Origin of the sequence: Micromonospora sp. NPDC049044, from assembly GCF_040649215.1 — a bacterium.
Taxonomy (GTDB): Bacteria; Actinomycetota; Actinomycetes; order Mycobacteriales; family Micromonosporaceae; genus Micromonospora.
The window spans coordinates 74485-93465 of record NZ_JBEZFA010000019.1; the positions used below are offsets into that span (position 1 = coordinate 74485).

The 18981-nt window shown below is 72.9% G+C and carries 22 protein-coding genes; 21 read left to right on the forward strand and 1 reads right to left on the reverse strand.

Going from position 1 to position 18981, the window contains the following annotated elements; all coding sequences use genetic code 11:
• The first annotated feature begins 147 nt into the window (after nt 1–147).
• The 15 genes from AB0B85_RS17775 to AB0B85_RS17845 all read left to right on the forward strand — a co-directional run bounded on the left by AB0B85_RS17775 (nt 148) and on the right by AB0B85_RS17845 (nt 14037).
• Entirely contained in the window at nt 148–966 is an 819-nt protein-coding gene (locus AB0B85_RS17775; RefSeq protein WP_357408465.1) for an FtsQ-type POTRA domain-containing protein, read from the forward strand.
• Between the two features lie 245 nt (nt 967–1211).
• Nucleotides 1212–2327, forward strand: coding sequence for a cell division protein FtsZ (gene ftsZ, locus AB0B85_RS17780; RefSeq protein WP_357408467.1), 1116 nt, complete (start codon nt 1212–1214; stop codon nt 2325–2327).
• Between the two features lie 9 nt (nt 2328–2336).
• Nucleotides 2337–3080, forward strand: a complete 744-nt coding sequence (locus tag AB0B85_RS17785) for a YggS family pyridoxal phosphate-dependent enzyme (RefSeq protein WP_357408468.1) — start codon at nt 2337–2339, stop codon at nt 3078–3080.
• 189 nt (nt 3081–3269) lie between these two features.
• Entirely contained in the window at nt 3270–3962 is a 693-nt protein-coding gene (sepF, locus tag AB0B85_RS17790) for a cell division protein SepF (protein ID WP_357408470.1), read from the forward strand.
• Nucleotides 3963–3992: 30 nt separating this feature from the next.
• Nucleotides 3993–4298, forward strand: coding sequence for a YggT family protein (locus AB0B85_RS17795; protein ID WP_357408473.1), 306 nt, complete (start codon nt 3993–3995; stop codon nt 4296–4298).
• Between the two features lie 44 nt (nt 4299–4342).
• Nucleotides 4343–5149 (forward strand): DivIVA domain-containing protein, encoded by an 807-nt coding sequence (locus tag AB0B85_RS17800; protein WP_357251070.1) that lies wholly within the window; start codon nt 4343–4345, stop codon nt 5147–5149.
• Between the two features lie 81 nt (nt 5150–5230).
• The gene (locus AB0B85_RS17805; RefSeq protein ID WP_357408475.1) at nt 5231–5962 is read left to right on the forward strand and encodes a hypothetical protein; all 732 of its coding nucleotides are present in this window, start codon (nt 5231–5233) and stop codon (nt 5960–5962) included.
• Between the two features lie 10 nt (nt 5963–5972).
• Nucleotides 5973–6278 carry a DUF167 domain-containing protein gene (locus tag AB0B85_RS17810; RefSeq protein ID WP_357408477.1) on the forward strand — a complete coding sequence of 102 codons (306 nt, stop codon included), beginning with the start codon at nt 5973–5975 and terminating at the stop codon, nt 6276–6278.
• A gap of 22 nt (nt 6279–6300) precedes the next feature.
• Nucleotides 6301–7800 carry a potassium/proton antiporter gene (locus AB0B85_RS17815; RefSeq protein WP_357408479.1) on the forward strand — a complete coding sequence of 500 codons (1500 nt, stop codon included), beginning with the start codon at nt 6301–6303 and terminating at the stop codon, nt 7798–7800.
• Nucleotides 7801–8027: 227 nt separating this feature from the next.
• Nucleotides 8028–8447: a TraR/DksA C4-type zinc finger protein gene (locus tag AB0B85_RS17820; protein WP_124770807.1), complete on the forward strand. Its 420-nt coding sequence runs from the start codon at nt 8028–8030 to the stop codon at nt 8445–8447.
• A 64-nt stretch (nt 8448–8511) separates the two neighbouring features.
• Nucleotides 8512–9126: a signal peptidase II gene (gene lspA / locus AB0B85_RS17825; protein ID WP_357408481.1), complete on the forward strand. Its 615-nt coding sequence runs from the start codon at nt 8512–8514 to the stop codon at nt 9124–9126.
• Nucleotides 9123–10067 carry an RluA family pseudouridine synthase gene (locus tag AB0B85_RS17830; protein WP_357408483.1) on the forward strand — a complete coding sequence of 315 codons (945 nt, stop codon included), beginning with the start codon at nt 9123–9125 and terminating at the stop codon, nt 10065–10067. The genes lspA and AB0B85_RS17830 overlap by 4 nt, the downstream gene beginning before the upstream one ends.
• 42 nt (nt 10068–10109) lie before the next feature.
• Nucleotides 10110–11144 carry a hypothetical protein gene (locus tag AB0B85_RS17835; protein ID WP_357408484.1) on the forward strand — a complete coding sequence of 345 codons (1035 nt, stop codon included), beginning with the start codon at nt 10110–10112 and terminating at the stop codon, nt 11142–11144.
• A 95-nt stretch (nt 11145–11239) separates the two neighbouring features.
• Nucleotides 11240–13006, forward strand: a complete 1767-nt coding sequence (locus AB0B85_RS17840) for an ATPase (RefSeq protein ID WP_357408486.1) — start codon at nt 11240–11242, stop codon at nt 13004–13006.
• Nucleotides 13007–13062: 56 nt separating this feature from the next.
• On the forward strand, nt 13063–14037 hold the full coding sequence (locus AB0B85_RS17845; RefSeq protein WP_357408488.1) for a DUF2567 domain-containing protein: 975 nt from the start codon (nt 13063–13065) through the stop codon (nt 14035–14037).
• Here the strand turns inward: AB0B85_RS17845 and AB0B85_RS17850 are convergent.
• Complete coding sequence (locus AB0B85_RS17850; RefSeq protein WP_357408490.1) at nt 13952–14656, reverse strand: LON peptidase substrate-binding domain-containing protein; 705 nt, start codon at nt 14654–14656, stop codon at nt 13952–13954. The genes AB0B85_RS17845 and AB0B85_RS17850 overlap by 86 nt on opposite strands.
• A 106-nt stretch (nt 14657–14762) precedes the next feature.
• On the opposite strand from AB0B85_RS17850, the gene hisD reads away from it, so the two are divergent.
• From hisD to AB0B85_RS17880, 6 genes are read left to right on the forward strand one after another with little or no spacing between them, the layout of a single operon-like run.
• Nucleotides 14763–16085, forward strand: a complete 1323-nt coding sequence (gene hisD / locus AB0B85_RS17855; protein ID WP_357408492.1) for a histidinol dehydrogenase — start codon at nt 14763–14765, stop codon at nt 16083–16085.
• Nucleotides 16082–17152, forward strand: a complete 1071-nt coding sequence (locus AB0B85_RS17860; protein WP_357408496.1) for a histidinol-phosphate transaminase — start codon at nt 16082–16084, stop codon at nt 17150–17152. Before hisD ends, AB0B85_RS17860 begins: the two co-directional genes overlap by 4 nt.
• Nucleotides 17153–17207: 55 nt before the next feature.
• Complete coding sequence (gene hisB / locus AB0B85_RS17865; protein ID WP_357069579.1) at nt 17208–17819, forward strand: imidazoleglycerol-phosphate dehydratase HisB; 612 nt, start codon at nt 17208–17210, stop codon at nt 17817–17819.
• On the forward strand, nt 17819–17992 hold the full coding sequence (locus tag AB0B85_RS17870; RefSeq protein WP_357408498.1) for a hypothetical protein: 174 nt from the start codon (nt 17819–17821) through the stop codon (nt 17990–17992). Before hisB ends, AB0B85_RS17870 begins: the two co-directional genes overlap by 1 nt.
• Nucleotides 17989–18621, forward strand: coding sequence for an imidazole glycerol phosphate synthase subunit HisH (hisH, locus tag AB0B85_RS17875; protein WP_357408500.1), 633 nt, complete (start codon nt 17989–17991; stop codon nt 18619–18621). Before AB0B85_RS17870 ends, hisH begins: the two co-directional genes overlap by 4 nt.
• 36 nt (nt 18622–18657) lie before the next feature.
• The gene (locus AB0B85_RS17880; RefSeq protein WP_357408502.1) at nt 18658–18981 is read left to right on the forward strand and encodes a hypothetical protein; all 324 of its coding nucleotides are present in this window, start codon (nt 18658–18660) and stop codon (nt 18979–18981) included.

Sequence of the window (18981 nt, forward strand, 5' to 3'; positions counted from 1 at the left end):
GGCCGGCCCGGCGCCGACCACGACCGTCGACCCGGCGGCCACGTCCCCGGCGATCACTGATGCGGTGCCGGGTGGGACCACGGCCGGCGGCGACGGAGCGGCTCTCGGTGGCACCGCCGCGCCCGGCGGCGCGGCGCCCCTGGCCGGATGAGTCCCGGCCCGTCCCGGGGACGGACCAGCGGCGCCGACGGTGGTGTCCCGCGGCGTGGGCCGGCGCGGCGGTGGCAGCTGGTCCGGGCCGGGCGCGACGCGGTGCCGCCCTCGACCCGTCGGTTCATGGCTCGGGCCCGGCAGCGTCGGATGCGCGCGGCGCTGCCGTGGGCGGTGGCGGCCGGGGTCCTCGCCCTGGCCGGGCTGGTCGCCTGGACGGTGCTCGGCACCGGCCTGTTCGGGGTTCGGGAGGTGCGGGTGGAGGGTGTCGGTCTGGTCACCCCGGTGCAGGTGCACGACGCGGTCGGCGTGCCGGAGGGGGTGCCGCTGGCCCGGGTGGACCTGGCCGCCGCCGCCCGCCGGGTCGGTGCGCTGCCGGCGGTGGAGCGGGCCACGGTCTCCCGGGACTGGCCCGGGACGCTCGTGGTGCGGGTGACCGAGCGCACCGCGGTGGCGGTGGTGCCGCAGGGGGCGGCGTTCGCCGTGATCGACCGCAGCGGGGTGGCGTTCCGGACGGTGGACCGGCGTCCCGCTGATCTGCCGCAGGTGACGGTGGGCCGTCCGGCGGCCGACGACCCGGGCACCCGGGCCGCGCTGGAGGTCCTCGCCGCGCTGACCCCGCAGCTGCGCGCGGAGTTGGTGGACCTGCAGGTGGAGGGGTTGGCCCGGATCAGCCTGCGGTTGCGCGGGGACCGGACGGTGGTCTGGGGCGACGCGACAAGGGGTACGGACAAGGCCCGGGTGGCCACCGCCCTGTTGGATGAGGACGCTGACCGGATCGACGTGAGCGCGCCCGATGTGGTGACGTTTCGCTGACCGGACAGCGCCCACGGCGGTGACCCGTCGCGCTCGGCTCGGCGACACGCCGGTGGGGTCCTTGGCTCATCGCGCGGTGGCGCTTACGTTGCCCCGAAGAGGAACAGTGGTTGACATAACTGTAAGCCTCTAGTAGAGGGTGAGGGTTCACCTCTGAGCCTCGCTGGTGACAGCTGTCGTCGGCCGCTGGTCTGGCCACGCCGTACCCGGTCGGCCGAAGCCAATCTCGAAGGAAAGGACCGGAGATGACACCTCCGCACAACTATCTGGCGGTCATCAAGGTCGTCGGCATCGGGGGCGGCGGGGTCAACGCCGTCAACCGGATGATCGAGGTTGGGCTCAAGGGCGTCGAGTTCATCGCGATCAACACCGATGCTCAGGCGCTGCTGATGAGCGACGCCGACGTCAAGCTCGACGTGGGCCGGGAACTGACCCGCGGCCTGGGCGCCGGCGCCAACCCCGACGTCGGCAAGAACGCCGCCGAGGACCACCGCGACGAGATCGAGGAGGTGCTCAAGGGCGCCGACATGGTCTTCGTGACCTGCGGTGAGGGCGGCGGCACCGGCACCGGTGGCGCGCCGGTGGTCGCCAACATCGCCCGCAAGCTCGGCGCGCTCACCATCGGCGTGGTGACCCGGCCGTTCTCCTTCGAGGGCAAGCGCCGCCAGGTGCAGGCCGAGACGGGGATAGACGAGCTGCGCAACCAGTGCGACACCCTGATCGTGATCCCGAACGACCGGCTGCTGGCCCTGGGTGACCGCAACATCAGCATGATGGACGCGTTCCGCACGGCGGACCAGGTGCTGCTCTCCGGTGTGCAGGGCATCACCGACCTGATCACCACCCCGGGTCTGATCAACCTGGACTTCGCCGACGTCAAGAGCGTGATGAGCGGCGCCGGCAGCGCGTTGATGGGCATCGGCAGCGCCCGCGGGGAGAACCGCGCGGTCGAGGCGGCCGAGGCGGCCATCTCCAGCCCGCTGCTCGAGCAGAGCATGGACGGCGCACGGGGCGTGCTGCTCTCCATCGCCGGCGGTTCCGACCTGGGCCTTTTCGAGATCAACGACGCGGCCCAACTGGTCACCGACGCGGCCCACCCGGACGCCAACATCATCTTCGGCGCGGTCATCGACGACGCGCTCGGCGACGAGGTGCGGGTGACTGTCATCGCGGCGGGCTTCGACGGCGGCACGCCGGCGTACAAGGCGGCCGAGCCGACCCGCAAGACCAACACCAACCAGCCCGCGCCGCAGAACACACCGGTGCCGGCACCGGTAAGCAACCCGGCACCGGCCCAGTCGCCGCGTCGGGTGCTCTTCGACGACGTCGACGTTCCCGACTTCCTCAAGAACGGGTCCTGAGCCCCGCCGATGACCGACAGCTCAGCCACTGTACGACCGGACCGGCACGCCGAACTGGCGGCCGGCCTGGCCCAGATCCGGTCCCGCATCGCCGACGCCTGCGCGCAGGTCGGTCGGGACCGTGCCGAGGTCACGATGATCGCCGTGACGAAGACCTACCCGGCCAGCGACGTGCTGGCGCTGGCCGGGCTCGGGGTGACCGACGTGGGGGAGAACCGCGACCAGGAGGCGTCCGGCAAGGCCGCCGAGGTGGCCGCGGCCGGGGTACGTCCACGGTGGCACTTCATCGGTCAACTGCAACGCAACAAGGCCCGCTCGGTGGTCCGCTACGCCGACGCGGTGCACTCCGTGGACAGTGTCCGGCTGGCCCGGGCGTTGGCGGCCGCGACCGCCGACCGGGAGGTGCCGCTGGACGCCATGGTCCAGGTGAGCATCGACGGCGACGCGGCCCGGGGCGGGGCGCTGCCCGGTTCGGCCGATCCGGGCGCCGGGTTGGAGCCGGTGGCCGAGGCGATCGCCGACGCGCCGGGGTTGCGTCTGGCCGGTCTGATGGCGGTGGCTCCGCTGGGTTGGGAGCCGGACCGGGCCTTTGCCCGACTCGCGGAGGTTGCCGGCATGTTTTGGACCGTCCATCCGGGAGCCACCGGACTGTCCGCCGGGATGAGCGGGGATTTCGAAATCGCCATCCGATACGGCGCGACACATGTCCGCGTCGGTAGCGCGTTGCTCGGAATGCGTCCCACGCTGCGGTAGCCTGACCGCGAGACATGCAAATTACATCAGTGTTGTTTCAGGGGCGGCGTCTCCTGGTCGGGGTCGTGCGCGCGACGCGAATCGCGCGCCGGGGGGATTGCGGTTCCGGTCCGGTGGGCATGGTTGTCCACTCGCGACGGGCGACATGGCACGGGGGCGCGTGCCGCACGGCGGACGGAAGGGCGCGGGATGGGTGCACTGCGCAAGGCGGGGGTCTGGCTCGGTCTGGTCGAGGAAGACGACGAGCGGGCCTACGACGACGGTGGCTACGACAAGGGTGGCTACCGCGACTCGCGGTACCGGCAGAGCAGGTACGCCGAGGAGTTCGCCGACGAGGATGAGGACGACACCGAGGAGCCGCCGGCTCCCCGGCCGCGGGCAAGCGAGCGGGGTCGACTCTCCGAGCGGACGAGCGGGCGGTTGAGCGAGTCCGAGCGTGGTGACGGCGAGCGCGCGGAACGGGTCGAGCGGTCAAGCGTCCGGTCGATCACCAGGTCGTCGGCGGGCGAGACCTCCGGTGCGCTGACGTACCACACCCGGGACAACCTGGCCCTCGCGCCGCAGGTCACGTCGCGGGAGCGGGCGCTGCCCGAGGAGGAGCAGCGCTACCAGATCACCACGCTGCACCCGACCACCTACCGGGAGGCGCGCACCATCGGTGAGCACTTCCGCGACGGCGTCCCGGTGATCATCAATCTCACCGAAATGGATGAGGCCGATGCCCGCCGTCTGGTTGACTTCGCGGCCGGGCTGGCGTTCGGCCTGCGCGGTACGATCGAGCGCGTGACCAACCGGGTGTTCCTGCTCTCACCGGCAAACGTCCAGGTCACCGCTGAGGACAAGGCCAAGATCGCTGAGGGCGGCTTTTTCAGTTTGAGTTGACCCCGCCCGACCCGAGGGACGTCGCTGACCGTGTTGTCGATCTTACTGCAAGTGCTGTACCTGATCCTTTATGTCTTCCTGCTTCTTCTTCTGTCCCGGTTCGTGTTGAGCGCCGTCCTGCAGTACGGCCGGCGCTGGCAACCGAGCCGTGGTGCATCGGCAGGATTGGAATCCGTGTGGAGCGTCACTGATCCCCCTCTCAACGCGTTGAGGCGTGTGATCCCTCCGCTGCGAATTGGTACCGTGAGCATCGACCTGGCCTCCCTTGTGCTCCTGGTTATCCTGTTCGTGCTGATGGAGTTCGTGTTAGGGCCGTCGATCAGGGCATCTGCCTGATGACCGACGCGCTTTCGCGGCCGCAACTGACCCGAGGAGTTTCGATGCCGCTGACCCCGGCCGACGTCCACAACGTCGCCTTCAAAAAGCCGCCGATCGGCAAGCGGGGGTATGACGAGGAGGAGGTCGACGCCTTCCTGGACGAGGTCGAGCGCGAGCTCGCCCGTCTCATCGAGGAAAACAACGAGCTGCGCGCCCAGGTGGAGCGCGGCGGCCGTGGCGGTGCCCCCGCCGGCCCCGGCGGCGACGCCCGACTGGCGGCGGAGCTCAACGACGTCAAGGCCCAACTGGACCGGGTGCAGCGCGACAAGTCGGCGGCCGAGCAGGCCGCCCGCGCGATGCAGGCCGAGCTGGAGCAGGTCCGCGCGACCGGCGGTCCGGCCGGCGGCGTCACCGGTGACGGCGAGCAGCAGGCCCTGCGCGTGCTGATGATGGCCCAGCGCACCGCCGACGACCACGTGTCCGACGCACGCCGCGAGGCCGACCAGTTGCTGTCCGAGGCCCGCGGTAAGGCTGAGGAGGTGACCCGCGAGGCTCGCGCGAAGGCCGACGCCCTGGAGCGGGACGCCCGCCAGCGGCACCAGGAGGCCATGGGCGGCCTGGACGCCAAGCGCACGGCCCTGCAGAAGCACATCGAGGAGCTCAAGCAGTTCGAGCGCGAGTACCGCACCCGGCTCAAGGCGTACCTGGAGAGCCAGCTGCGTGACCTCGACGGTCGTGGCCAGGGTCTGGAGGCCGAGATGACCCGCTCCGAGGCAGGCCGGGTCGCCGGCGGCAACGGGCTGGCCGCTGCGGGTCTCGCCGGTTCGTACGGCAGCGGGCGTTCCGGCGCCCTCGAAGCCGGACGCTGAGCGCCCGGCCGGCGGTCGCTTTCCACAAATGGTGACGGTCGCCGGCCTTGTCTGGACGGTACGACGCGGCGGGGGTGAGCCGTGATAGTCGCAAGTCTCCTGCTCATCCTCGTCGCGGTGGTGCTCCTGGTGCTCGGCCTGGCCAGTGGCTCCAGCTTCATGTTGATCATCTCCATCGCGGCCAGTCTGCTGGCCGCCGTGGCGTTGGTGGCGGGTGCCCGCCAGGCAGCCGCCAACCGTGCGACGGCGGATCCCGGCCGGGCCGGCCGGCGGCAACCGGAAGCGCCCCGCACGGCCAGCCAGGCCACACCGGGTGTCGCGTACGGACCTCCGCTTGTCGAGCCGGAGGCGCCGGTCCAGCACGTGCCCACGACGGTCGGCACCGGCGGCACCGGGTGGCGGCAACCACCCGCGCCGCCGGTCGACCAACCGGCACCCGCTGCCGCGCGGGTCGATGACGCGCCCCCGTTCGACGAGGGGGCGCCGTTCGGGTCGTCGGTCGACACGTCCCCGGCGGCCAGCCCGGTCAGCCCGGCGACGGCGAGCGACGGCGATCCGCGCAACGATGCCCCGGCCGCCGACGAGCCCGCCGAGCAACCTGTCACTCCCGCCGAGGCCGCCCGGGTGGCCCGACTCACCGCCGCCGTCGAGGTGGTGGACGGCCACCCCCGCTACCACCTCGCCAGTTGCTCCTATCTGGTTGGCCGGGTGCCCGAGCCGCTGCCGGTCGCCGAGGCCGCCGAACTCGGGTTCACCCCGTGCGCGCACTGCGCGCCAGCTACCGCCCTGCTCGCCGACGCCCGGCCGATCTGAAGCGGCCACGGTGCCCGCGCAGGACACGCTCACCGTGGCGGTACGCGTGAAGCCAGGAGCCTCGTCCGCGCGGGTGGGCGGCCGCTTCGACGGCCCGCACGGGCCCGCCCTCGTGATCGCCGTGCACGAGCCGGCCGTCGACGGTCGGGCGACCGAGGCGGCTCGCCGGGCGCTGGCCGCTGCCCTGGGTGTCCGGCGGGCCGAGGTCGCGCTGCGCGCCGGCGCGGCCAGTCGGGACAAGCTCTTCCTCGTCGATCGGCCCGGCCCGGAGCTGTCCGAGGTGCTGCGCCGACTGCGCGACGGATCCGCCGAGTGAGGAACGCCCAGGCCAGGCAGCCGTGACGCCCGGGTTTGATATCGCGCTGCTGCTGGGGGCGGCCGTGCTGCTGGTCGCCGTCGGCGCGGTGCGACTCTCCACCCGGCTGGGTGTGCCCAGCCTCCTTGTCTACCTGGCGCTTGGCGTGGCGATCGGCGAGGGCGGCCTGGGCATCCGCTTCGACGACGTCGAGTTGACACGTACCCTCGGCTTCTGCGCACTGATCGTGATCATCGCGGAGGGTGGTCTGACCGCCCGGTGGTCCACGCTGCGGCCGGTGCTCGGGCTGGCGTCCGCGCTCTCCACTGTCGGTGTGGTCGTGAGCATTCTGGTGGTCGGCGTCGCCGTGCACCTGTTGCTGGGGTTGGACTGGCGGTTGGCGCTGCTCTACGGTGCGGTGCTCTCGTCCACCGACGCGGCGGCCGTCTTCGCCACCCTGCGCCGGCTGCGGTTGCCGCCTCGGCTGGTGGCGACGCTGGAGGCCGAGTCGGGCATGAACGACGCCCCGGTGGTGCTGCTCGTGGTGCTGCTGTCGCATCAGGGCTGGTCGCATCCGTGGTGGTATGAGGTCCTGCTGGTCTGCTACGAGTTGGGCGTCGGTGCCGCGGTCGGGGTGGGCGCGGGAGTCGCCGGCACCTGGGCGCTGCGCCGGGCCGCGCTGCCCTCGGCCGGGCTCTACCCGATCGCCGCGGTGGGCATCACCGTGCTGGCGTACGCCGCGGGGGCGGTGCTGCACGCCTCGGGATTCCTCGCGGTCTACGTGGCCGGGGTACTGCTCGGCAACGCCCGACTGTCGCACCGGCAGGCGATCCTCGGCTTCGCGGACGGGCTGGCGTGGCTCGCCCAGATCGGGTTGTTCGTGCTGCTCGGGTTGCTGGCCTCGCCGGGCCGGTTGGACGCGGCGGTGGTGCCGGCGGTGGTCGCGGGGCTGGCCCTGGTGCTGCTGGCCCGTCCGCTGTCGGTGGCCGTCTCGGCGCTGCCGTTCCGCGTGGGCCTACGCGAACAGGCGTTCCTGTCCTGGGCCGGGCTGCGCGGGGCGGTGCCGATCGTGCTGGCGACCATTCCGCTCTCCGAACGGGTGCCCGGCGCGGAGCGCCTCTTCGACGTGGTCTTCGTGCTGGTGGTGATCTTCACGCTGGTGCAGACCGGCACGCTGGGGCCGTTCGCCCGTCGGTTGCGGGTGACCGCGCCCGCGGAGGCCACCGAGATCCATCTGGAGACCGCGCCGCTGGAGCGGATGCGGGCGGACCTGCTCCAGTTGGAGGTGCCACCGGGCTCGCGGTTGGCGGGCGTGCACGTCGACGAGTTGCGGCTTCCCCTGGGCGCGTCGGTCACCCTGGTGCTGCGCGACGGGGTGGGTTTCGTGCCCACCCCGGGCACCCGGCTGAAGACCGGCGACAGTCTGCTGATCGTGGCGACGGCCGGGGTGCGCGACGCCGCCGAACGGCGGCTGCGGGCGGTCAGTCGGCGCGGCCGGCTGGCCCGATGGTTTGGCGAGTACGGGGACGAGGCGGTCAATTGACCTGCTAGCGTTCCCTTTGCCCCGGTTAGGCAGGGCTAGGGGTAGTTGAGCGGTGCGACGGTGCGGCACGTTGTCGGACGCCTGTACGTTCCGTATTCTTGCCAACCTCCGGAGTGCGCGGCCATCGTCGCCGTGCGCCCCTTTTCGTACATATAGGGGACGTCGTGGTTGGCGCCCCCTGACCAGGTGCCGCGGATCACGCGGCTCCGCGGCCGAGGGAGCGACCCATGGCGAAGCCAGCCGACACCAGGACCGCCGGGCGCAAGCCGGTGGCCAAGGCCACCCGTAGCACCGCGGAGACCGAGAAGATCCGGGCGGCGCTGGCGGCGCGGCGGGACGAGCTTCGCGCCGAGTACGATCAGACGCTGAGCGAGATCACCGAGCTGCAGCGCGATCGGCTGACCGACTCGGCCGGGGACGACCAGGCCGACACGGGCACCAAGACGCTCGAGCGGGAGCAGGAGATCTCTCTCGCCAACAGCATTCTGGAACGGATCACACAGGTCGAGCGCGCTCTGGAGCGTCTCGACGAGGGTGGTTACGGCTGGTGCGAGCGGTGCGGCAACCCGATCCCGGTCGAGCGCCTCGCCGCCTTCCCGTCGGCCACCCAGTGTGTGACGTGCAAGCAGCTGGAGGAGCGGCGCTGAGGTCCGCTCCCCGGCGGCGATGAGACGGTGAGCGATCACCGCCGAGACTGTCGATGGGGAGCGCATGACCGCAGCACCGTCCGCCGAACCCGGCCGCACCGACCCGGGCGGCGACAAACGCCGGCCCCGGGCCGTCGCGATTCTTGCCGGAGTCGCCCTGGTGGCCCTGCTGGCCGACCTGGTCACCAAGCACCTCGCGTTGGCCGCGCTCACCGACCGGGAGCCGGTCCGGCTGCTCGGCGGAGCGGTCTACCTGAGTCTGACCCGTAACAGCGGTGCCGCCTGGAGCATCGGCGCGGACCACACCTGGATCTTCCCGTTGATCACCATCGGTGTGGTCGGCTGGATCGTCTGGATGGCCCTGCGGCTGCGCTCGGTGCCGTGGGCGATCTGCCTCGGCCTGGTGCTCGGCGGCGCGCTGGGCAACCTCGTCGATCGGATCTTCCGGGCCCCCGCGCCGTTCCACGGGCACGTGGTCGACATGATCAGCCTGTTCGACCCGTGGGGCCAGGTCTGGCCGGTGTTCAACCTGGCGGACAGTTCGTTGGTCTGCGGGGTGCTGCTGGCCATGGTGTTGGAGTTGACCGGCCGCCAGCGCGACGGCCGGCGGGCCGGACGCGACGGTGCCCCGGTCGAGACGGACGCCACCCAGGGCGCGGACCAGCGGGAGCGGGCATGACCTCCGCGTTCGCCGCAGGCGGCGACCACCGTTCCCTGCCCGTCCCGGACGGCCTCGACGGCATGCGACTGGACCAGGCGGTGTCCCGGCTGTTCGGGCTCTCCCGCACCGCCGCCGCGGCGCTTGTCGATGCCGGCGACGCGCTTGTCGACGGCACCTCCCGCGCCAACTCGCACAAGGTCAAGGCCGGCTCGTGGCTGGAGGTCACGCTGCCCGCCCCGGTCGCGCCGCCGACAGTGGTGCCGCAGGCGGTGCCCGGCCTGCGGGTGGTCTACGCCGACGACGACATCGTGGTGGTCGACAAGCCGGTGGGGGTGGCCGCGCACCCCAGCCCCGGCTGGACCGGCCCGACGGTGATCGGTGCCCTGGCGGCGATCGGGCACCGCATCTCCACCAGCGGTGCCGCCGAGCGGCAGGGCGTGGTGCACCGACTCGACGTGGGCACCACCGGGATCATGGTGGTCGCCAAGAGCGAGCAGGCGTACACGGCGTTGAAACGGGCCTTCAAGTACCGCGAGGTGGACAAGGGCTACCACGCGGTGGTGCAGGGTCACCTGGACCCGCTGCGCGGCACCGTCGACGCGCCGATCGACAGACACCCCACCCACGACTACCGCTGGGCGGTTGTCTCCGGCGGTAAGCCGAGCATCACCCACTACGACACCCTGGAGGCGTTCCCGGCGGCCAGCCTGGTCGACGTCCGACTGGAGACCGGCCGGACCCACCAGATCCGGGTGCACTTCTCCACCATGCGGCACCCCTGCGTGGGTGACCTGACATACGGTGCCGACCCCACCCTCTCGGCCCGTCTCGGCCTGGCCCGACAGTGGCTGCACGCCCGCGAACTGAGCTTCCTGCACCCCCGAACGGGGGACGAGGTCCGGTTCGTCAGCGACTACCCTGACGACCTGGACCGCGCGCTCCAGATCTTGCGTGACTGAGCGGCGACCGCCCGACAACGATCCGACGAGGGGATCCCGCCCGTGCGCGCCGGCAACCTGCTGCGGCAGCTCGACCAACGGTTGCTGCCGCCGCTGACCCGGGCCGTGGCCCGGCTGGGCGACCGGCCGACCCGGTCCGGGGTGCTCACCTGGGCGGCCGCGCTGTCCGCGGCGGCGGTGCTCGGCACCGCTCTCTGGGCCGCCGACGAGACTCCGTCGGGCGACCCGACGGTGGGCGAGGTGACCCGGGTCGGCGTCACCGACGGCGACTCCGTGCCCGGTTACCTGCGGTCCGCCGCGGCCGACCTGGCCGCGCTCAGCAGCCAGTCTGCCCCGGGCACTGCCGACGGGACCTACGCGCTTGTCACACTCGACGCGTACCTGCCGCCGCAGCGGCTGGCGATGGTGCTCGGCGACGTTCCGGTCTCGACGGTCTTCGGGCGGGTTCCGCTGCCGGGGCGGCAGACCGAGATCGTCAAGATTCCCGCGCTGCGGGTGCCGGACGACGTGGTCGCCGGAATGGACCAGGTGGCGTCGCGCAAGGAGACCGAAGCGGCCGACTACCGGGCCAGGGCCGCCGCGGTCGACGGCGACGGGGCGAGCGAGCGGGAGTTGCGGGCGCGTTACGCGAGCGGCGCCGAGGTGGCCGCTGCCGAGGCGGCCGCGTACCGCACCGGCTGCGCCTGCGTCTACGCGGCGGTGGTACGAGCGGCACCTGTCGTGTTGCGCGGCATGGCGGCTCGACCAGACGTGCGGGCTGTCGATCCTGCCCCGGAGGTGTACCGGCTGGACCGCACGGTCTTCACACCACCCCTGCCCGAGCAGCGGGACGTGGTGCGCCCGCCCGCCGACACCGGGCCGACGCCGGAGTCGGCACCGGCCGAGCGGTCGGAGCCGGCACCGGGACTGCCGGCGCCCCTGGCATCGGTGGGCGAATCGTCGGAACCCGCACCCGTCGTGACGATTCCGTTACCTGAGCCGTCCTCGCCGGAGCCCACCGAACCGCCCCCGCCGAGCGTTACCACCTCGCCGGACGTGGCCATCGCCGTCGAACCGCCGACGCCCACGTCGTCGTGATCTGCGTCGGCTGGTGTGCGTTCTGAGGTGTGGTCCGAATAGGGTTTGCTTCGTAGCCTGTCAGACGAAGAGCGATGGTGCTGGGAGGGCGGGCCGTGGAGGGCAGTGAGACCGGCTGGGGCCGGCCGGCCGAACCAGCGCCGCGGTGGCGCGCGTTGTTGGACCGCGCCCGGCTGGGCGCTCGCGGCGCGGAACAGGCCGAGCCGGAGCGGCGGGCCGACGAGGCGCCTCCGGACGCGCTGCCCCGACGCGCCGCCCCGAACGGGTACGCCGGTCGGGCGCCCGCCGTCGGGCAGCCGGCGGAGTTGCCGTACGGCGCGGACCCCGCCTACCGGGCCGAGGCGACCTACCGTGTCGATCCCGCCTATCGGGCCGAGCCGGGGTACCGGGCGGAGCCCGGCTATGGGGCGGAGCCGGCGTACCGGACCGAGCCGGCCTATCGCGCGGAGCCGGCCTATCGCGCCGAGCCGGATTACCGGGCGGAGCCGGGCTACCGGGTTGAGCCGGATTACCGGGCCGAGCCGGGCTATCGCGCGGAGCCGGGCTATCGGGCCGAGCCGGGGTACCGGGCGGATCCCGGCTATCGGGCGGAGCCGGACTACCTGTCGGAGCCGGCGTACCGGACCGAGCCGACCTATCGCGCGGAGCCGGGCTATCGGGCTGAGCCGGATTACCGGGCCGAGCCGGGCTATCGCGCGGAGCCGGGCTACCGGGCCGAGCCGGGTTACCAGGCCGAGCCGGGTTACCAGGTGGAGCCGGCGTACCAGGCCGAGCCCGAACCGTCGCCCCGCGCGCCCGAGCCCGCCCAGTCCCGCTACGCGCTGCTTGACAACGGCTACCGGCAGGGCGACCCGGCAGCGGAGTCGCGGTACGCGTTGTTGGAGACCGGCTACCAGCCGGAGACCGGTTATCCGGTGGCCGTGCCGCCATCGCCACCTGTCGCACCCCCGCCGGCCCCGCCAGTGGTGCCACCGCCCAGCCCGTCGGTCGGCCCGGCGATCGCCGAACCCGCCTACCCGGCCCGGGTGGAGTGGCGCCCGCAGGGCGCCGACCCGGAGCAGGAGCGGGCCAACGGGGTGCTCCGCCGCGACCTGGGCACGCCCCGGGTGTTCGCCTTCGCCAACCCCAAGGGCGGGGTGCACAAGACCACCGCCACCGTGCTCGCCGCGGCGACCGTCGGCAGCGTGCGCGGACAGGGCGTACTGGCCTGGGACGACAACGAGCTGCGCGGCACCCTCGGACTGCGCGCCGGCAGCGCCCGGCACGCCCGGACGATCCGGCACCTGGTCGGCGACCTGGCCCAGATCGAGATCCTGGAGGGCTCGACCCTGCTGGGTCGACTCGACGACTACCTGCGGCACGCCTCCGACGGCTCGTACGACGTGCTGGCCGGTGAGGAGAGCCCGCGCTTCGCCCAGCGACTTGACCAGTTCACCGTCCGGCGGGTGTTGGAACTGCTGCGGCGCACCCACGACGTGGTGTGCGTGGACACCGGCAACAACGTGGAGAGCCCCAACTGGCGCACGGTGATGCAGGCCGCGGATCAGTTGGTGGTGACCACAGTGCCCCGCGAGGACGCGGCGTTCAGCGCCGACTGGATGCTCGACCTGCTGCACGAGGAGGGCATGGGCGAGCTGGCGGACAACGCGATCACCCTCATCTCCTGCCCGACCCCGGGTCGCTCGCCCCTGCAGGACGACCTGGAGCGGCACTTCGCCACCCGTACCCGGGGGGTGGCCGTGGTGCCGTACGACCCGGCGCTGGAGACCGGGTCGTCGATCGAGTACCACCAGCTTCAGCCGGAGACCCGGCAGGCGTGGCTGCGCGCGGCGGCGATGATGGTGGAGCCGTTCGCCCGGTGAGCTGGTCTGCCGCCACCGGGGCCCCGGCCCCACATCGGGCCTGAGAGGATCATCGGGTGAGCCCGGACAACCTCGACCGTGAGCGGCCCGTCGACGAGCCCGACCGATCCACGCCGCCCCGATCGCCGGGCGCGACACCGCCAGTCGATGCGCAGCCGTCAGCGGGCGAGCAGTCCTCGACGGGTGAGCCGCCGCCGTCAGTGGATGAGCCGCCGGCAGTGGACGCGCAGCCTTCGGCGGGTGGACTGCCGCCGTCAGCGGGCGAGCAGCCGCCGGCAGTGGGCGAGCAGCCGCCGTCAGCGGGCGCGCCGCCGGCCGTGGGCGAGCAGTGGGCTGGCGCTGCCCCTTGGGGGGCGTACCAGAGTTCGCTGGAGCTGAACTTCGACGAGCCGCGCCGTCCGCTGCGTGCCGCGGTGACGGTGTTGGGCGCCGTGCTCGCGCTGGCCGTGCTCGGTGTGCCGTTCGGGCTGCTCTGGGCCGCGCTCGCGCCGGACACCCCGGTGGTCAAGACCGTCGAGGGGGCGATCTACGCCGACCCGCAACCGGAGCAGCCGATCGCCGCGGACGGGTGGTTCAGCCTGCTCGGGCTGGGCTTCGGGCTGCTGGTCGCGCTCGCCCTGTGGTTCGTGCTGCGACGGCGGCGGGGTCCGGTCGGGTTGCTCGCCGCGGTGCTCGGCGCGTTGGTCGCCGCCCCGGTGGCGTGGCAGGTGGGTCGGCGCGTCGGCCTGGCCACCTTCGACCGGCTGCTGGCCACCGCCCCGGCCGGGCAGGCCTTCACCAAGCCCGCGGACCTGCGGGCCGGTGGGGTCGACTGGCTGCTCGGCGTGCTGCCGGTGCCGCACGGCAACCTGCTACTACCGGCGTTCGGTGCCGCGATCATGTACACCCTGCTGGCCGGCTGGTCGCGGTGGCCGGGGCTGCGCCCGGAACCGGACCCGGCGGGGCTCAGTTGGGTGTCGGCGGGGACGCCAACTCCGTCAGCGGCACCGGCACCGCCCGCACCTGACGAAGCAGAGCCGCCTCGCGGTTGAGCAGCCGCAGCTCGGCGCGGAGCCGGGCGGCGGTGTCGTCGATGGCCAGCAGCCGCTGGCGGTCGTCGACGGTGAGCGCCGCGGTCGCCGCCACCAGGTGGGAGAGCACTGTCGGGTCCTCCGGCAGCTGCTCGGAGATCTCCTCCGGGTCGGAGCGGATCAGGCCGAGGTACTGCCGGAACACGGCGATCACCCGGGTGGCCAGCAGCTCGGCCACCTCGTCCGGGCCGCCCGGGTCGGGCAACCACTCCACGTCGGCGGTCAGGTAGGGCGCGGCGCTGTCGTCGACCTCGGCGATCCGGAAGCGACGTCGGCCGACGGTGACGATGTCGAAGCCGCCGTCGGCCAGCTCGGTCACCTGGCGCAGCTCCGCGGTGCAGCCCACCTCGTGCAGGGTGACCTCGCCGGCGCTCGGCGTGGCGCGGGCGCCGGGTCCGGCGGGCGCGACCTCCCAGCCCGCCTGGATGGCCACCACGCCGAACTCCCGCGGCGCACCCTCGGGCAGGTTGACCAGGTGCCGCACCAGCGCCCGGTAGCGCTCCTCGAAGATGTGCAGCGGCAGCACCAACCCGGGGAAGAGCACTGTGGCGAGCGGGAACACCGGCAGCCGTGCGGTCACATGGTCGAGCCTAACCAATCTTGCCGGCGGCGGCGTGGCCCGGCTCACCGTCCCGGCGGTCGGGCGGCTCGGGTGCGTTGCACGCCGGCCGCCTAGACTCGCAAGGGTGCTGAATCGGATCGACCTGCGCGACGGTCTTGGTGACCCGCGCCGCCTGCTGCCCCGTGCCCAGCTCGACGTGTCGGTTGCCGTCGAGCGGATCCGCCCACTGGTGGAGGCGGTCCGCGAGCATGGATACGCGGCGATCCGGGAGGCCAGCGAGCGGTTCGACGGCATCTCCCCGCAGGTGCTGCGGGTGCCGGTCGAGGCGATCACCGCCGCCGAGGGGGTGCTCGACCCGGCAGTGCGCGCCGCGCTGCTGGAGTCGATCACCCGGGCCCGCAAGGTCCACGACGACCAGCGCCGCACCGACCACACCACCCAGGTGGTGCCCGGTGGCACTGTCACCGAGCGCTGGCTGCCGGTCGACCGGGTCGGCCTCTACGTGCCCGGCGGCCTGGCGATGTACCCGTCGACGGTGGTGATGAACGTCGTGCCGGCCCAGGCGGCCGGGGTGCGGTCGCTGGTGGTGGTCAGCCCGCCGCAGCAGGACAACGGCGGTCTGCCCGACCCCCGGGTCCTCGCCGCGTGCGCGCTGCTCGGCGTCGACGAGGTGTACGCCGTGGGCGGGGCCCAGGCGGTGGCGATGCTGGCCTACGGCGCGGCTGTCGACCCGTTGGGTGAGCTGCGGTGTGACCCGGTCGACCTGATCACCGGTCCCGGCAACATCTGGGTGACCGCCGCCAAGCGGCTGCTGCGCGGCGTGGTCGGCATCGACGCCGAGGCCGGGCCGACCGAGATCGCCATCCTGGCCGACGACACCGCCGATCCGGCGCACGTGGCCGCCGACCTGATCAGTCAGGCCGAGCACGACCCGCTGGCCGCGAGCGTGCTGGTCACCCCGTCGCTGACGCTTGTCGAGTCGGTCGAGCGGGAGTTGGCCCGCCAGGTGCCGGCGACCAAGCACGCCGACCGGGTCACCACGGCGTTGACAGGTGAGCAGAGCGGCGTGGTCCTGGTCGACGACCTGGAGGCGGGGTTGCGGGTGGTCGACGCGTACGCGGCCGAGCACCTGGAGATCCAGACGGTCGACGCCCGGGAGTGGGCGCTGCGGGTCCGTAACGCCGGGGCGATCTTCGTGGGCGCCTGGTCGCCGGTGTCGCTCGGCGACTACTGCGCCGGGTCCAACCACGTGCTGCCCACCGGCGGCTGCGCCCGGCACTCCTCCGGGTTGTCGGTGCAGTCGTTCCTGCGTGGCGTGCACCTGATCGAGTACACCGAGACCGCGCTGCGCGAGGTGGCCCCCCACGTGGTCACCCTGGCCAACGTGGAGGACCTGCCGGCGCACGGCCAGGCGGTCCAGGCCCGGTTCCCCGGAGGGTCGGTGTGACCGGCCTGGCGGACCTGCCGATCCGCGACGACCTGCGCGGGCTGTCGCCGTACGGGGCGCCGCAGTTGGACGTGCCGGTGCGGCTCAACACCAACGAGAACTCCCACCCGGTGCCGGAGCCGGTGGTCGAGGCGATCGGCAAGGCGCTCGCGGCCGAGCTACGCGAGTTGAACCGCTACCCGGACCGGGACGCGGTGGCGCTCCGCGCCGACCTGGCCGAATACCTCGGGCACGGGCTCACCGTCGAGCAGGTGTGGGCGGCCAACGGCTCCAACGAGATCCAGCAGCAGCTGTTGCAGGCGTTCGGTGGGCCGGGGCGCAGCGCCCTCGGCTTCGTTCCGTCGTACTCGATGCACCCGCTGTTGGCCCTCGGCACCGGCACCCGGTGGGTGCCCGCGCGGCGCGGCGCCGACTTCGGTCTGACCGTCGACGAGGCGGTCGCCCAGGTCCGTGAGCACCAGCCGGACGTTGTCTTCCTCTGCTCGCCGAACAACCCCACCGGCACGGCCCTGGACCCGGCGGTGATCGCCGGGGTGCTCGACGTCGCGCCGGGGATGGTGGTCGTCGACGAGGCGTACGCCGAGTTCGCCAGGCCGGGGACGGTGAGCGCCCTCGCGGTGCTGCCCGGCCACCCCCGGTTGGTGGTCACCCGGACGATGAGTAAGGCGTTCGGCTTCGCCGGTGGGCGGTTGGGTTACCTGGCCGCCGACCCGGCCGTGGTGCAGGCGGTGCAGCTCGTCCGCCTGCCGTATCATCTCTCCACGCTGACCCAGGCCGCCGCCCGCGCGGCGGTGACCCACCGCGACGCCCTCCTCGCAACGGTGAGCGCGATCATGGTGCAGCGGGACCGGATCGTGGCGACGTTGCGCGAGCGTGGGTTGCGGGTCGCCGACAGCGACGCCAATTTCGTGCTCTTCGAGGTGGGCGGCGACCAGAGCACCGTCTGGCACGCACTGCTGGCGCAGGGGGTGCTGGTCCGGGACGTCGGCCTGCCCGGCTGGCTGCGGGTGACCGCGGGCACCTCGGCCGAGACCGACGCCTTCCTTTCTGCAATGGAGACTGTGTAGTGGGAGCGCGAGGAATGAGCGTGCGAGCCCCGCAGTCGCGACCGAGAGGCAAGCAATGAGCCGGACCGCCCGGGTGGAGCGGATCACCAAGGAGACAAAGGTTCTCGTCGAGATCGATCTCGACGGCAACGGCACCGCCGAGATCAGCACCGGGGTTGGCTTCTACGACCACATGCTGCACCAGATCGCCCGGCACGGCGGCTTCGACCTGACCGTACGCACCGTGGGTGACCTTGAGATCGACGCGCACCACACGATCGAGGACACCGCTCTGGCCCTGGGCGCCGCGTTCGACCAGGCGCTCGGCGACAAGGCCGGCATCCGGCGGTACGGTTCGGCGACCGTGCCGATGGACGAGGTGCTGGTCCGGGCGGCGGTGGACCTGTCCGGCCGGCCGTACGTGGTGCACGACGAGCCGGCGCTGGCCCCGTACATCGGGCCGGTCTACGCGACGAGCATGACCCGGCACATCTGGGAGTCCTTCGGTCAGGCGGCCCGGGTCACGTTGCACGTCGACGTGCTGCGGGCGGCCCGGCCGGGTGGTCACCCGGACGCACACCACGTGGTGGAGGCCCAGTTCAAGGCGGTGTCCCGGGCGTTGCGCGAGGCCACCGCGATCGACCCCCGGGCGGCGGGCGCGATCCCGAGCACGAAGGGCGCGCTCTGATGGGCGGGGCTCTGCCGGTGTTGCTGTTGATTCTGGCCGGGGTGCTGGTCGGCGGCGCCTGGTCGCTGTACCGCCAGGGTGCGCCGAAGGTGGCGGTGCTGGTCACCGGGGTGCTCGCGGTGCTCGCCACGGTCGCCGGGGTGCTGCGGTTGCTGCCGGGGGGTGACGCGTGAGCGCCGTGGTGGTGCTCGACTACGGTTCGGGCAACCTGCGCTCGGCGGAGCGGGCGCTTGTCGCCGCCGGCGCGGATGTCCGGGTGACCGACGATCTGGCCGCCGCTGCCGCCGCCGATGGTCTGGTGGTGCCGGGGGTGGGGGCGTACGCCGCGTGCATGGCCGGGATCGAGGAGTTGGGTGCCGGCCCGGTGATCGCCGAGCGGGTTGCCGCCGGCCGGCCGGTGCTCGGCATCTGCGTGGGCATGCAGGTGCTCTTCGAGCACGGTGACGAGCACGGCGTGGTGACCAAGGGGCTCGGGCTGCTGCCGGGCGGGGTGACCCGACTGGCCGCCACCAGGCTGCCGCACATGGGTTGGAACACGGTGCGGGCGCCCGAGGGGTCGGTGCTCTTCGCCGGGTTGTCGCAGCGGAGCCGGTTCTACTTCGTCCACTCGTACGCGATGGGTGACCCGGCGGCGTTGGCGGCTGCCGGTGCCGTGGTGACCACCGCCCATCACGACGTCGATTTCGTCGCCGCGGTGGAGCGGGGTCCGCTCTCGGCGGCCCAGTTCCACCCGGAGAAGTCCGCCGACACCGGTGCCGCGCTGTTGCGCAACTGGCTCGCCACGCTGCCCACCGGTGGCTGAGCGTCGTCGCCCGACGCCTGATCCGGTGGTGTCGCGGTGAGCCGGGAGCGGGCCCGACGGCGGGCGGAGCGGGAGGCGGAGCAGGCCCGGCAGCGGGCGGTCCGGCAGCGGCAGGTGGCACGCCGGCAGCGTCGCCGTGCGGTGCTTCGCCGGTTGACTCCGCGGCTGCGTCGGGGCCGTTCCGGGCGGCTGGCCCGGCACACCCGTGGTGAGCGGGCCGCCATCGTGCTGCTCACCGGCGCGGCGCTGATTCTGATCTGGTCGTTCGTCGACAACCTGGCGTTGCGTGTCGCGCTGATCGTGCTGTTGCTGCTTGTACTGCCGGCGATCGTGGTGATCGCCCTGGACCGCCGTACCTGA